Genomic DNA, 12,866 nt, shown 5'->3' with positions numbered 1-12,866 from the left:
CCGTCAGGTGATGCCGGCGATAGCCCAAAGCTTTTTACAATGGCAGCAGACGGCGGGTCATATGCCGGAGCGAGCGAGCTTGGAGGTTGGGGCAGAAGGTATAGACGTCTTGTTTGAATAAGGCGGAGTAAGAATGAAATGAAATAGCCCTAAAATCTTGGATGTCTGATAAAAACTTATTCAAAAATTCAGTGCAAGCTGGGTTCTGTATGTGACAGGACTCAGCTTTTCAATTTCAAACTGCAATATTCCCGATTGTAGTAGTTCATATAATCATCTATCTGTTTCATCAATTCGTACACAGTCCATTTTCCCTGCTGATAGAAACATTCCGTCTTCAATACCGCAAAGAAGCTCTCCATAACGAATCATCCCAACAATTCACCTCACGCAACATGCTCTAATTGGAATCCCTTCCCCAATACTCTACATGTATGACAACAATTTGCTATAATACAAAACTCATTTTAACCCTCATTCGAAATTCCATTTTCAGACGGCCTTTGTCTGTTTATAAGGCCGTCTGAAATGTTTTCCGTCCATCCTCTTCTGCCGAACCATGATTCCATCTGATTTCATTGACGAGCTTTTGTCCAAAGTCGATATTGTCGATATTATCGACGAGCAGGTTCCGCTGAAGAAGGGCGGGGCGAACTATATGGCCTGCTGTCCGTTTCACAAGGAAAAGACGCCGTCGTTTTCGGTCAGCCCGACCAAGCAGTTTTACCATTGTTTCAGTTGCGGGGCGCATGGTTCGGCGATTGGTTTTGTGATGGAACATCAGGGGCTGTCGTTTCCGGAGGCGGTGCAGTTTTTGGCTGATCGCGTCGGTATGACGGTGCCTAAAGTGCGCGGGCAGGAAGACAATCCCGAAATCCGTGCCGAACGCAAGAAAAAACAGCAGACTTTGGAAGAAACGACGGCAGCGGCAGCGGATTTTTACGTGCAACAGTTGAAATTCAATCCGGCGGCGAAGGCTTATTTAGACAAACGGGGCTTGAGTGCGGAAGTCATCGCGCATTACGGTTTGGGCTATGCGCCCGACGGTTGGCAACCTTTGGCACAAGTGTTCCAACCCTATCCAAATACTGCGTTGGTGGATACGGGCATGGTCATTGATAACGAAGGTAAACATTATGACCGCTTTCGCCATCGGATTATGTTCCCTATCCGTAATCCGCGTGGGCAGGTCATCGGCTTTGGCGGCCGCGTATTGGATGACTCTAAACCCAAATACCTCAACTCACCGGATACGCCTTTGTTCGATAAAGGGAAAAATCTTTACGGGCTATACGAAGGGCGTGCTGCCGTAAAAGAGGCAGGACGGATTTTGGTGGTCGAAGGCTACATGGACGTGGTCGCATTGGCCCAGTTCGGCATCGGCTACGGCGTAGCGGCTTTGGGTACGTCAACCACGGCGGAACATGTCAAAATCCTGATGCGTCAGGCAGACAGTATTTATTTTTGTTTTGACGGCGACGGCGCGGGACGTAAAGCGGCTTGGCGCGCGCTGGAAAATGCGTTGCCGCAATTAAAAGACGATAAATCGCTGCATTTTCTCTTCCTGCCCGAAGAACACGATCCGGACAGCTATATCCGCGCCTACGGCAAGACGCAATTTGAAGATGCCTTGTTAAACCAAAGCAAGCCCCTTTCCGAATATTTTTGGGAACATCTTTCAAACGGCCTCAACCTCAATACACAAGAAGGCAAAGCAGAATTGGTCAAAACCAGTTCTCCGCTTTTAGCGCAAATTACCGCGCCGGCATTGGGCTATCTCCTGAAACAAAAACTCAGCGAGTTGGTAGGCATTGATCCTGACAACCTCGCCCAGTTACTCGGACAAGAAGCGCCCAAGCGGCACGTCAAACAAAAAAGTTACAAACTGCCGCCCATTTCTGTCAAACAGCCAACCATACTGACACTGGTGCAAAGACAAATACGCAGCCTCTTGATAAATCCGGCTTGGGCTTCATATATAGACCTGCCCGATTATCTGGCGTTAAGCGGTGACTTTGCCTGCCTTGCCAATCTGGCCGAAACCATCAAGAATCACGCCACGATTCCGGCAACAGCGCAAGTGCTTGAATATATGCGCGGTTCGCCCTATGAGGAAACCGTCAATCAAATCTTTTTATCAACCCTTCACTCTGAAGAAATGGAAGGGGATGACGAAGAAGATTGCGAAAGTTTCCAAATCGGCATGAAAAAGTTGTTAAATGAATTAAAATACAGTCAAATCGAAACTTTAAAGCAAAAAAGTATTCAAACCGGTTTGACCGAAAATGAAAAAAGACTATTGCTGTCGCTTTTGACGGCAAAGCAAAACTAACCCCTCAGGCCGTCTGAACAATCTAAACACACGCTGCGAAGCATGACACGCAGAACACTCCATCCGTAATATTTTCAGACGGCCTCAGAGTATTAAAGTGAAATCTGATTTCACAACAAAAAGCTCTGCTCCGCCTTCAGGTACGGCCACATCACCGTAAACCGTCGGCATCCTATCAACCTAGAGAGCAATCCATGTCTAAAAACCAAAACTACGAAGAATACCAAGACCAAGATGACAACCGTCCCTTGAGTATCGAAGAGCAGCGCGCCCGTCTGCGTCAACTCATTATTATGGGTAAAGAACGCGGCTACATCACTTATTCCGAAATTAACGACGCGCTGCCCGACGATATGTCCGACGCCGAGCAAATCGACAACATCGTCAGCATGATTTCCGGCTTGGGTATCCAGGTAACTGAGCAGGCTCCTGATGCTGAAGACATCCTCTTGAGCGACAATGCCGCCGCCCTGACCGACGACGATGCCGTTGAAGAAGCCGAAGCGGCACTTTCCAGCGCAGATTCCGAATTCGGCCGTACAACCGACCCTGTGCGTATGTATATGCGTGAAATGGGACAAGTCGATCTGTTGACACGCGAAGACGAAATCATCATTGCCAAAAAAATCGAAAATGCACTGAAAAACATGGTGCAGGCCATTTCTGCCTGCCCGGGTTCGATTGCCGAGATTTTGGCTTTGATCGAACAAGTCCGCAACGATGAAATTCGCGTAGATGAAGTGGTTGAAGCCATCATCGACCCTAATGAAGTTTTGTTAAACGAATTGGGTCTGGGTCATTTGGAAAATACCAAACCTGACGATGAAGAAGGCGAGACTGACAGCGAAGTCGAAGATGACGACGAAGATGATGAAGATGACTCCGGCAGTGATTCTGAAGCCATGTCCGCCGCCCATTTGGCCGAACTAAAACAAAAAGTGTTGGAGCATTTCGCCTTTATCGAGAGCGAATACGGCAAAATGATCAAGCAGCTGGAAAAACACGGCAGCCAACATGCCAACTACCTGAAACACCGCGATGCCATTGCCAACAAACTGCTGGAAGTCCGTTTTGCCACACGCCAAATCGAAAATTTGAGCAGTAACCTGCGCAGCCGCGTTGAAAACATCCGCAAACTCGAACGAGAAATCCGCGATATCTGCATCGACCGCGTGCGTATGGAACGCGACTACTTCATCGAAAACTTCCTGCCTGCCATTACTGATTTGGAATGGGTTGAAAAAGAAGTAGCCAAAGGCCGAGTATGGGCCAATGCTTTAGATCGTTTCCGCCACGCCATCCTCGAAAAACAAGCCGAGTTGGCCAATATGGAAAGCGAAACCCGCATTTCCATTGAAGAGTTAAAAGAAATCAACAAAAACATGGTGTTGAGCGAAAAAGAAACCTCAGCCGCCAAACAAGAAATGATTCAGGCCAACTTGCGTTTGGTTATTTCCATTGCTAAAAAATACACCAACCGTGGCTTGCAGTTCCTTGATTTGATTCAAGAAGGCAATATCGGTCTGATGAAAGCGGTAGACAAATTCGAATACCGCCGCGGCTACAAGTTCTCGACTTACGCCACATGGTGGATCCGTCAAGCGATTACCCGTTCTATCGCCGACCAAGCGCGTACCATCCGTATTCCGGTTCACATGATTGAAACCATCAACAAAATGAACCGTATCTCGCGCCAATACCTGCAAGAAACCGGTGAAGAGCCTGATTCCGCCAAACTGGCCGAACTGATGGAAATGCCGGAAGACAAAATCCGCAAAATCATGAAAATCGCCAAAGAGCCGATTTCCATGGAAACACCGATTGGCGACGACGACGATTCGCACTTGGGCGACTTCATCGAGGATGCAAACAACGTTGCGCCGGCAGAAGCTGCGATGTACACCAGCCTGCACGAAGTAACCAAAGAAATTCTCGAAAGCCTGACACCGCGCGAAGCCAAAGTGTTGCGTATGCGTTTCGGTATCGATATGAATACCGACCACACGCTTGAAGAAGTCGGCAAACAATTTGACGTAACCCGCGAACGTATCCGTCAAATCGAGGCCAAAGCCCTGCGCAAGCTGCGTCATCCGACCCGCAGCGACCGCCTCCGCAGCTTCCTCGACAGCGAAGAAAACAAATCGTAAAAGCAAACCGCAGGTTGAAAGACCTGCGGTTTTTATTGAAATACAAAAAGGCCGTCTGAAAGCCAAATCTCAAAAGATTTAATCGTTTCAGACGGCCTTAAATTTTATTCAGCCTCAGTGGTTTTCTTTTTCGGACGGCGGCGACGACGTTTGGGCTTGCCATCGGTTGATCCACTTTGTTTCTGACGTTTGCGCTCATTGGCCGCAGTCATTTGTTGACGAGTTTCCTCATCGGCATGCTGGAAAGTTGTCCACCAAGAAGCCATCTCTTTATCAACCTCGCCAACTTCGCTACGCAAAATCAGGAAGTCATAAGCGGCACGGAAACGGGCTTGAGCCAACAGACGATACGGGCGCGCGCCGCGCATATTGTCAAATTGCGGCTGAAATTGCCAGATTTCACGCATGGTTGCAGAGAATCGTTGCGGAACGCCCCAACCTTTCTCCACCGTATCGCGCATGGTGTTCATCGCATCCATCAACGCAGGGACAGGTTTTTGACCATGGCTTTGATTGCGTTGCCAAATGGCGTTTAGTGTCGGCCACAATACCGCCGCCAATACAAAACCGACAGAAACGGACTTATCCGCACGAAGACGCTCATCGGTATTTTTCAAAGCCAACATAATCATACGTTTGTCGGCTGCTTCGGCAGTTTTCAAGGCATCTAAAAGCGGATGGATGCCTTCGGGAATACCCAACTCGTTCAACCGTTTCAAACAGGCACGGGAATGGCCGGAAAACAGGATTTTCATGATTTCGTCAAAAAGACGGGCCACCGGCTCATTTTTCAGACGGCCTGCGTATTCGGCAATCAGCAAAGCCGTTTGCTCTTCCACTTCAAAGCCCAACTTACCCGACAAACGGACGGCGCGAAGAATACGGACGGGATCTTCCTGATAGCGTTCGGCAGGATTACCTATCATCACCAATTTCTTATCGGCAACATCAGCCACGCCTTGATGGAAATCCCAAATTTCCTCTTTAATCGGGTCGTAATACAGCGCGTTGCACGTAAAGTCGCGGCGCATGGCATCTTCTTCAATGCTGCCGTAAGTATTGTCCTTCATAATGCGGCCTTGCGCATTCTGCTGAACCTTATCGCCACCGCGAAACGTCGTCACTTCGATGGTTTCGGGGCCAATCATCACATGGACGATTTGAAAGCGGCGGCCGATAATGCGGCTGCGGCGGAATATTTTACGGATTTGCTCCGGTGTGGCATCAGTTGCAATATCAAAATCTTTGGGTTCAACCCCGAGCAACAAATCCCGAACGGCTCCCCCTACAACATAAGCCTGAAAACCGGCTTCATGCAGGCGTTTGGCAATTTTCTCAGCGGCAAAGCTCAACATATCCGCATGGATACCGTGTTGCTCAAGCGGAATAATCTCCTTTTCTGGCAACGACTTGACGTGTTTTTTAGGCAACACTTTATGCAGCCATTTTTTTAACATAAGCAGCTCTTTTCACAATAAAAAAGGCCGTCTGAAACTTGTCCGGCTTAAGCCTTTGCACAATATCCTGCCGTAGATAAGGACAAAACATTGAGCAAAGGCTTCAGACGGCCTAAAAAAGACGTGCCATTATACCTTATGGAAGTTCGATTAATTAACGTATTGACAAAAAATATCGGCTATAATGACGGTCTGACAACGATTCAGGCAAAACATCATGTACCACTACAAATCCGAAGCTACCCAATTCCTCGACAAACTCATGGCCGACCATCCCGAATTAGAAGCGCAACGCCTCGAAAACCGCCATTTACTGTGGGATGTAACCCTTAATCCAGCCGAACAGGCCGAATTTGAAGCGGCCAAAGTCAACAAAAAACCTTACACCTACTATCAAGACTAACCCGTATCGGTATGACGACCAACACCCACAATACCGATCCGGCGTTACAGCAGTACCTCAACAGCATCGGTCAGCACGAACATCCCATTTTGACCGCATTGCGTGAGCGTACCCAATCACATCGTCTGGGAAAGATGGCCATCGCCCAAGAGCAGGCAGCCATGTTGGTGTGGTTGGCCAAATTATTGAATGCCAAAAAATATTTGGAAGTTGGCGTCTTTACCGGTTACAGCAGCACCGCCATGGCGCTCGCCCTCCCCGAAGACGGAAAAATTACGGCTTGCGACATCAATGTAACCTTTACCGATATAGCCCGTGAAACATGGCAGGCAGCAGGCATAGCGCATAAAATCTCGCTTCATCTGCAGCCGGCTTTGCTGACTTTGGACGATTTGATAACGCAAGGCGAATCGGAAAGCTACGACTTGGCGCTTATCGATGCCGACAAACCGCCTACGCCGAAATATTTTGAACGCTGTTTACAACTAGTACGGAGTGGCGGCGTGATTGCCATCGACAATATCTTGTTGGGTGGGCGCGTCATGAATGAAGCTGCCGAAAACGATCCGCCCAGCTTGGATATCCTGCGCCATTTCAACCAAAACCTGCCGCACGATACACGTATTATTCCCATTACCCTGCCTATCGGCGACGGTTTGACACTGCTGCTAAAAAAATAAAACGACACAATCTGATGAAAACATTATCACGTTCCCTGTTTCTTTTACTGCTTACTCTATTGGCCGCATCATGCGCCGTTTCCCATCCCCATCAACCTGCCGACAATGCCAACTTTGTCCTGCCGGATATTCCGCGCGAGCCTTTGCCTGAAAAAAATATTCCTTATCCGCGCTTGGACGAACAAACCCAGATTGACCACTTGGGCATACAAATCGCCCGACTGGAACGCACCGTTGAAGAATTAAATCAACGCCTGCACACATTGGAACAACAGCGAACCATCAAACGTCCAACCCCTTTGGCTCCCAAACCCAAAGCCCAGCGTTTGGACGACCGCAAGCTGAAAATGAACTATTTGGCCAATGGCGGCGGCGTGCCGTCTGAAACAGACTCAGCCGCACAAAACGAGCTGCGCCTTTATAACCAAGCGCAAAAATACTATCAGCGTAATAATTTCGCCGCCGCAGTAGCCATTTTGAAAGAAGCCGACGGCGGCAACGGCAGCGAAATTGCCCGCCGCAATATGTATCTACTTCTGCAAAGCCAACAGCGTCTGGGCAACTGCGAATCCGTTATCGAAATCGGCAACCGCTATGCGAATCGATTCCGAAACAGCCCGCAAGCTCCCGATGCCATGTACAGCATCGGCCAGTGCCAATACAAACTGCAACAAAAAGACATTGCCCGCAGCACATGGCGCAAACTGATGCAAAGCTTCCCCAACAGCGAAGCAGCAAAACGCGCTGCAATCAGCCTGAAACAAAGATAATCGTTCAGACGGCCTTGTCATCCCCAAGGCCGTCTGAATATTTTTTACCCTTAATCCATTCAAACAAAAGGAACTCTTCATGATCCAAGTCGGCATTATTATGGGCAGCAACAGCGATTGGCCGGTGATGCAGCAGGCAGCACAATTTCTCAAAGAATTCGGCGTTGAATACGAAGCGCGTGTCGTCTCGGCACACCGTACGCCTGATTTGATGTTTGAATACGCCGAAACCGCACGCGCACGCGGCATCAAAGCCATCATTGCCGGCGCAGGCGGCGCAGCGCACTTGCCGGGCATGGTCGCAGCCAAAACCACCGTCCCCGTCTTGGGCGTTCCCGTTCCCAGCAAATATCTGCGCGGCGAAGACTCCCTGCTTTCGATTGTACAAATGCCCAAAGGCGTTCCAGTTGCCACATTTGCCATAGGTGAGGCAGGCGCAGCCAATGCAGCGCTGTTTGCCATTTCACTTTTGGCCAATGAAAATCCTGAATTGGCTGTAAAATTGGCAGCTTTCCGTGCCAAACAAGAACAAACCGTTCTAGCCATGGAATTGCCTGAAGCATAACGGACTAAGGCCGTCTGAAATTGTAAAAGGAAACTTAGATTTCGTTTTACGCTTTTCAGACGGCCTTGTTTATTGATTAAATCAACATCATGAAAACGCTGCTATTCGTCCTACTCTCCACCCTGCTTTGTGCCTGCCAAAACCCAAGTATTCCTGCTCAATCAACCGCCATTCCATCTCAGCAACAGGCCCAAGATACTACCGGCAACCTGATTATCTTCTATGATGTACAAACCGGTTCTGAGCCATTGCTAAAAGCAGTGAAAGCCTCCGGCGCAAGTTTGATTTATGAATACAAAAACCTGAACGGCATTGCTATTCGTCCGTCTTCTAAGACCAAGATTGAAGATACCATTGCCTATTTTAAAAAGGTAAACGGCGTATTGTCCGTCGAACAAGATAGGCTGCTGAAACTTCAATAACCGAGCTGGTTCTTCGGACTAATAAAAAAGCCGTCTGAAACGTATTACAACGTTTTCAGACGGCCTTTACTTGTTCAAAGCATTAAATCATGCCTCTGCCTTGCGCTTTTGGCTTGGCTTGGCCGAATTCCAGTTTGCTCAATGCGGAGAGGTATGCTTTGGCAGTTGCCACCAACACGTCGGTATCCGCACCTTGGCCGTTGACCACACGGTCACCGCGTTGCAGGCGGACGGAAGTTTCGCCTTGGCTTTCCGTGCCTTGAGTTACCGCATTGACAGAGTAAATCTGCAAGGTTGCGCCACTTTGCGCCACGCTTTCAATGGCTTTGAAGATGGCATCAACAGGGCCTGAGCCGCTAGCGGAAGCGTGTTTTTCTTCGCCGCGAATACTGAACACAATATCGGCGCGCGGTTCTTCGCCGGTTTCAGTGCTGATTTTTTGGGAAATGAATTTGTAGCTTTCGGTATTCATATTGCCCATTTCGTCAGACACCAAAGCGTGCAAATCTTCATCAAAGATTTCGCGTTTTTTGTCGGCGAGTTCTTTGAAGCGTGCAAATGCCGCGTTCAACGCTTCTTCGCTTTCCAACTCAATGCCCAAATCTGCCAGCTTGCTGCGGAATGCGCTGCGGCCGGAGAGTTTGCCCAAAGTCAGGCGGTTGGTTGACCAGCCGACTGATTCGGCAGTCATGATTTCATAGGTTTCGGGGTGTTTCAATACGCCGTCTTGGTGGATGCCTGATTCGTGTGCAAAGGCGTTTGCACCGACTACTGCTTTGTTTGGCTGAATCGGATAGCCGGTAATGGTGGATACTAGTTTGGATACTGGCACGATTTGCGTGGTATCGATGCCGGTTTCCAAGCCGAACAAATCATGGCGCACTTTCAACGCCATCACGATTTCTTCAAGGCTGGCATTGCCTGCGCGTTCACCCAAACCGTTGATGGTACATTCCACCTGGCGCACGCCTGCCTGAACAGCGGCCAGAGAGTTGGCAACCGCCATACCCAAGTCGTTGTGGCAGTGGGTCGACCAGACTACTTTGTCGCCGTTGGGCACGCTTTTGATGATGTTGCTGATACGTTCGTACCATACGGAAGGGATGGAGTAGCCGACAGTATCGGGAATGTTGATGGTAGTCGCGCCCGCTTCGATAACCGCCGTAAAGATTTTGGCGAGGAAGTCTAAATCCGAACGCACGGCGTCTTCGGCGGAAAATTCCACATCGTCGGTGTATTCTTTGGCGATTTTTACCGCTTTGACCGCCGCATCGATAACTTGCTGCGGCTTCATTTTCAGTTTGTGCTCCATGTGGATGGGGCTGGTGGCGATAAAAGTGTGAATACGTTTTTTCGGAGCAGGGGAAACGGCTTCGCCCGCTTTGCGCACATCGTTTTCAACGGCGCGCGCCAACGAACAGACTGTGGATTTGGTGATGATTTTGGCAATCGCATTAACCGACTCGAAATCGCCCGGACTGGCTGCGGCAAAACCTGCTTCAATCACATCGACACCCATCTTTTCCAACTGGCGGGCAATGCGGATTTTCTCCTCTTTGGTCATGGATGCACCGGGCGACTGCTCGCCGTCGCGCATGGTGGTATCAAAAATGATAACGCGGTTGGTTTGTGTCATTTCTGTTCTCTCCAGAGATTCGTTTTTTTGTAAAAAAGCATTCAAATCAAGCGGTCTGCCTTGCGCTTCCGCCAAAGCGGTCAGTTTTTGCAACTGAGCCAAAGGCAGGGAACCGCGTGTACGCCATTTATAGATAGCCGCCGTCGTTGCAGCATTTTCCGGGTCATGCTGTTTCAGGGCTTCGGCCAGCGCGTTTACGCCGCCAAAATAGGCAACCAAACGGTCAATGTCTAATTGCATGATGTTCCTTGTCCAAATCTGATTAAGATTATTGTGTTTAGGTTTTGCATTATACTCATTTTAGACAAAACGACAATCTATTTTTATCAAAATATTGATATAATTTTTAAAACCTAAAAATTTTTTATACATTTTGTCTAATTTAGACTATTAAAAGCCCCCTCAAACCGAACATATCCTAAATATAGTAAACTAATCCCCTATTTCCCCGATTTGAAACACACTATGCCCCACATCATCCCTACCAACCGCGCCGACATCGAATGGCGCAACGAAAGCACACAAAAGCCGCCCAAGCAGGCGGTTTACATACAAGAAGCAGGTGCAGCAGAAATTTTAAAAAATGCACACGCGCAAACTGCAACTGTTTGGACTGGCGATTTTCACAATGCCAAGCAAGTCTTATCTGCAATGAAAAAACGTATCCGCAGGCCGTCTGAAAAAAAGAAAGACGTACCTGTCGATATTCAGACGGCCTTTCACGCCCACCGTATGAAACAGGCGCAACAAAGCCGTTTGCTCAATATGCTTGCCATCGAAATCCAACCGAATTTTCAACTGGACAATGCGCGTGCACCCGATATCTACGCCGCCTTGTGCGATGTTTACGACACACCAAACGACAAACCGTTTCTCTTACCACTGAATCAACTGCTGGGTTTTATCGGCGCACACGAATGGCACAAAAAAGGCATAGACATTCCTCAGCTTAACGGAAAAATCCATGTTCCTTTCGGCGTATTCTCTCCATTACGTGGCGAGTATTTGGATTTAATCGCACAAGCGCCACTCGCTCCCAATATTCAGACGGCCTTTGACATCGGCACCGGTTCAGGCGTTATTGCCGCCATTTTGGCCAAACGAGGCATAACCGACATCATTGCCACAGACACCAACCCCAAAGCAATTGCCTGCGCCACAGCAAACCTTGAGCGTCTAGGCTTGGATAAAGCTGTCAACATCCAATCGATTGATTTATTTCCTAAAAGCTGCGCCGACCTTATCGTCTGCAATCCGCCTTGGCTGCCGGCAAAACCGACCTCCGCCATTGAAATTGCACTTTACGACCCAAACAATGTCATGTTGACAGCCTTCCTCAACGGCGTAAGTCACCACTTAAATCCAAACGGCGAAGCCTGGCTGATTATTTCAGATTTAGCAGAACACTTGCATTTACGCGAAAAAGACTTCTTAAACCAATGCTTTCAGACGGCCTCACTCGATGTCGTCGATATTCTGGAAACCAAGCCACAGCATAAAAAAGCAATTGATGAAGCCGATCCTTTGGCGTTTGCCAGAAACAAGGAAACTACTTATCTATACCGTTTGAAAGCGATATAAAATCAAGGCCGTCTGAACATTCAGACGGCCTTTAAGCATTTCCATAAAAGAAAACGGCATATCCGTAAAGATATGCCGTTGATGGGAGCAGGGACTGCTATATTTGGCAGTGGTTTGTGTTTTAGTCCTCTTGCGCCGCTGTTTGCAGGTAGTTTGGCAAACCGACTTTACCAATCAATTCCTGCTGAGTTTCGAGCCAGTCGATGTGTTCTTCGTTGATGTCTTTTTGTTTTTCCAACAAATCACGGCTGACGTAGTCTTGTTGCTCTTCTGCAAGAGCGATGGCTGCAACCAGAGCATCATGTTTTTCATACTCTTTTTTCAGATCGCAAGCAATGATTTCTTCGGTAGATTCACCGATCAACAGTTTACCCAATTCTTGCAGATTAGGCAGGCCTTCCAAGAACAAAATACGCTCGATTAAATCGTCTGCGGATTTCATTTCGCGGATGGATTGTTTGAAGAAGTGTTCGCCCAATTCTTCAAAGCCCCAGTTTTTCAAAATGCGGGCATGCAGGAAGTATTGGTTAATGGTAATCAGCAACAAACCTAAGTTTTTGTTCAGCTCGCGAATAACTAAGCGATCGCCTTTCATATTCAGCTCCTTGTATGTTATACGCTAGATTACAGTTGGCTTTGGTAGTAGTTGCCTTCGCCGACCAATTCGATCAGACGCAGTTGTTGTTCCAACCAGTGAGCGTGATCTTCTTCAGTGTCTTTCAGTTGGGCAACCATCAAATCGCGGGTAACGTAGTCTTGAGCTTCTTCGCACAATTTGATGCCTTTTTTCAGCGCATCGCGTACTTCGTATTCAGTGTTCAAGTCTGCTTTCAGGCAGGAAATTACGTCGGTACCGATATTCAGTTCGGCACG

The 12,866-nt window shown here is 48.3% G+C and carries 13 protein-coding genes; 8 read left to right on the top strand and 5 right to left on the bottom strand.

All coding sequences use genetic code 11. From position 1 onward, the window contains the following. Positions 1–221: 221 nt before the first annotated feature. Entirely contained in the window at positions 222–362 is a 141-nt protein-coding gene (locus tag ACTHUT_RS08105) for an IS3 family transposase (RefSeq protein ID WP_141756472.1), read from the bottom strand. Positions 363–559: 197 nt separating this feature from the next. Here ACTHUT_RS08105 and dnaG point away from each other — a divergent pair, with 197 nt between their 5' ends. Together dnaG and rpoD are read left to right on the top strand one after the other, a co-directional pair. Next, positions 560–2,332 carry a DNA primase gene (gene dnaG / locus ACTHUT_RS08100; protein WP_440385846.1) on the top strand — a complete coding sequence of 591 codons (1,773 nt, stop codon included), beginning with the start codon at positions 560–562 and terminating at the stop codon, positions 2,330–2,332. A 194-nt stretch (positions 2,333–2,526) separates the two neighbouring features. Further along, positions 2,527–4,479: an RNA polymerase sigma factor RpoD gene (gene rpoD / locus ACTHUT_RS08095; protein WP_440385845.1), complete on the top strand. Its 1,953-nt coding sequence runs from the start codon at positions 2,527–2,529 to the stop codon at positions 4,477–4,479. A gap of 104 nt (positions 4,480–4,583) precedes the next feature. Here the strand turns inward: rpoD and ACTHUT_RS08090 are convergent, their stop codons facing one another. After that, the gene (locus ACTHUT_RS08090) at positions 4,584–5,936 is read right to left on the bottom strand and encodes a polynucleotide adenylyltransferase PcnB (RefSeq protein WP_440385844.1); all 1,353 of its coding nucleotides are present in this window, start codon (positions 5,934–5,936) and stop codon (positions 4,584–4,586) included. Positions 5,937–6,153: 217 nt separating this feature from the next. Between ACTHUT_RS08090 and ACTHUT_RS08085 the strand changes: the two genes are divergently transcribed. The 5 genes from ACTHUT_RS08085 to ACTHUT_RS08065 all read left to right on the top strand — a co-directional run bounded on the left by ACTHUT_RS08085 (position 6,154) and on the right by ACTHUT_RS08065 (position 8,776). Then, positions 6,154–6,339 carry a DUF3460 family protein gene (locus tag ACTHUT_RS08085; RefSeq protein ID WP_003746542.1) on the top strand — a complete coding sequence of 62 codons (186 nt, stop codon included), beginning with the start codon at positions 6,154–6,156 and terminating at the stop codon, positions 6,337–6,339. A gap of 11 nt (positions 6,340–6,350) precedes the next feature. Continuing rightward, positions 6,351–7,019: a class I SAM-dependent methyltransferase gene (locus ACTHUT_RS08080; RefSeq protein ID WP_440385843.1), complete on the top strand. Its 669-nt coding sequence runs from the start codon at positions 6,351–6,353 to the stop codon at positions 7,017–7,019. A 14-nt stretch (positions 7,020–7,033) separates the two neighbouring features. After that, entirely contained in the window at positions 7,034–7,789 is a 756-nt protein-coding gene (locus tag ACTHUT_RS08075) for a tetratricopeptide repeat protein (RefSeq protein ID WP_440385842.1), read from the top strand. A 79-nt stretch (positions 7,790–7,868) separates the two neighbouring features. Further along, positions 7,869–8,354 (top strand): 5-(carboxyamino)imidazole ribonucleotide mutase, encoded by a 486-nt coding sequence (purE, locus tag ACTHUT_RS08070; RefSeq protein ID WP_440385841.1) that lies wholly within the window; start codon positions 7,869–7,871, stop codon positions 8,352–8,354. Between the two features lie 89 nt (positions 8,355–8,443). Continuing rightward, entirely contained in the window at positions 8,444–8,776 is a 333-nt protein-coding gene (locus tag ACTHUT_RS08065) for a hypothetical protein (RefSeq protein WP_440385839.1), read from the top strand. An 82-nt stretch (positions 8,777–8,858) separates the two neighbouring features. Here the strand turns inward: ACTHUT_RS08065 and ACTHUT_RS08060 are convergent, their stop codons facing one another. Beyond that, entirely contained in the window at positions 8,859–10,652 is a 1,794-nt protein-coding gene (locus ACTHUT_RS08060) for a 2-isopropylmalate synthase (RefSeq protein ID WP_003746532.1), read from the bottom strand. A gap of 225 nt (positions 10,653–10,877) precedes the next feature. Here ACTHUT_RS08060 and ACTHUT_RS08055 point away from each other — a divergent pair, with 225 nt between their 5' ends. Next, positions 10,878–11,993, top strand: coding sequence for a methyltransferase (locus ACTHUT_RS08055; RefSeq protein WP_440385838.1), 1,116 nt, complete (start codon positions 10,878–10,880; stop codon positions 11,991–11,993). Positions 11,994–12,114: 121 nt separating this feature from the next. Here ACTHUT_RS08055 and bfr read toward each other — a convergent pair whose 3' ends face one another. Then, positions 12,115–12,588 carry a bacterioferritin gene (bfr, locus tag ACTHUT_RS08050; protein ID WP_003680736.1) on the bottom strand — a complete coding sequence of 158 codons (474 nt, stop codon included), beginning with the start codon at positions 12,586–12,588 and terminating at the stop codon, positions 12,115–12,117. 29 nt (positions 12,589–12,617) lie between these two features. Next, on the bottom strand, positions 12,618–12,866 hold a 249-nt coding region (locus tag ACTHUT_RS08045; RefSeq protein ID WP_440418724.1), incomplete at its 5' end, for a ferritin-like domain-containing protein.

The organism is Neisseria sp. P0022.S010, from assembly GCF_051956635.1.
This window is presented reverse-complemented; position numbering and strand designations above follow the sequence as displayed.

Excerpts from the sequence above, each read along its gene's own strand:
- ACTHUT_RS08105 (WP_141756472.1), bottom strand. The coding sequence starts at position 362 with ATGGAGAGCTTCTTTGCGGTATTGAAGACGGAATGTTTCTATCAGCAG.
- ACTHUT_RS08055 (WP_440385838.1), top strand. The coding sequence starts at position 10,878 with ATGCCCCACATCATCCCTACCAACCGCGCCGACATCGAATGGCGCAAC.
- ACTHUT_RS08075 (WP_440385842.1), top strand. The coding sequence starts at position 7,034 with ATGAAAACATTATCACGTTCCCTGTTTCTTTTACTGCTTACTCTATTG.
- ACTHUT_RS08085 (WP_003746542.1), top strand. The coding sequence starts at position 6,154 with ATGTACCACTACAAATCCGAAGCTACCCAATTCCTCGACAAACTCATG.
- rpoD (WP_440385845.1), top strand. The coding sequence starts at position 2,527 with ATGTCTAAAAACCAAAACTACGAAGAATACCAAGACCAAGATGACAAC.
- ACTHUT_RS08060 (WP_003746532.1), bottom strand. The coding sequence starts at position 10,652 with ATGCAATTAGACATTGACCGTTTGGTTGCCTATTTTGGCGGCGTAAAC.
- ACTHUT_RS08065 (WP_440385839.1), top strand. The coding sequence starts at position 8,444 with ATGAAAACGCTGCTATTCGTCCTACTCTCCACCCTGCTTTGTGCCTGC.
- bfr (WP_003680736.1), bottom strand. The coding sequence starts at position 12,588 with ATGAAAGGCGATCGCTTAGTTATTCGCGAGCTGAACAAAAACTTAGGT.
- purE (WP_440385841.1), top strand. The coding sequence starts at position 7,869 with ATGATCCAAGTCGGCATTATTATGGGCAGCAACAGCGATTGGCCGGTG.
- dnaG (WP_440385846.1), top strand. The coding sequence starts at position 560 with ATGATTCCATCTGATTTCATTGACGAGCTTTTGTCCAAAGTCGATATT.
- ACTHUT_RS08090 (WP_440385844.1), bottom strand. The coding sequence starts at position 5,936 with ATGTTAAAAAAATGGCTGCATAAAGTGTTGCCTAAAAAACACGTCAAG.
- ACTHUT_RS08080 (WP_440385843.1), top strand. The coding sequence starts at position 6,351 with ATGACGACCAACACCCACAATACCGATCCGGCGTTACAGCAGTACCTC.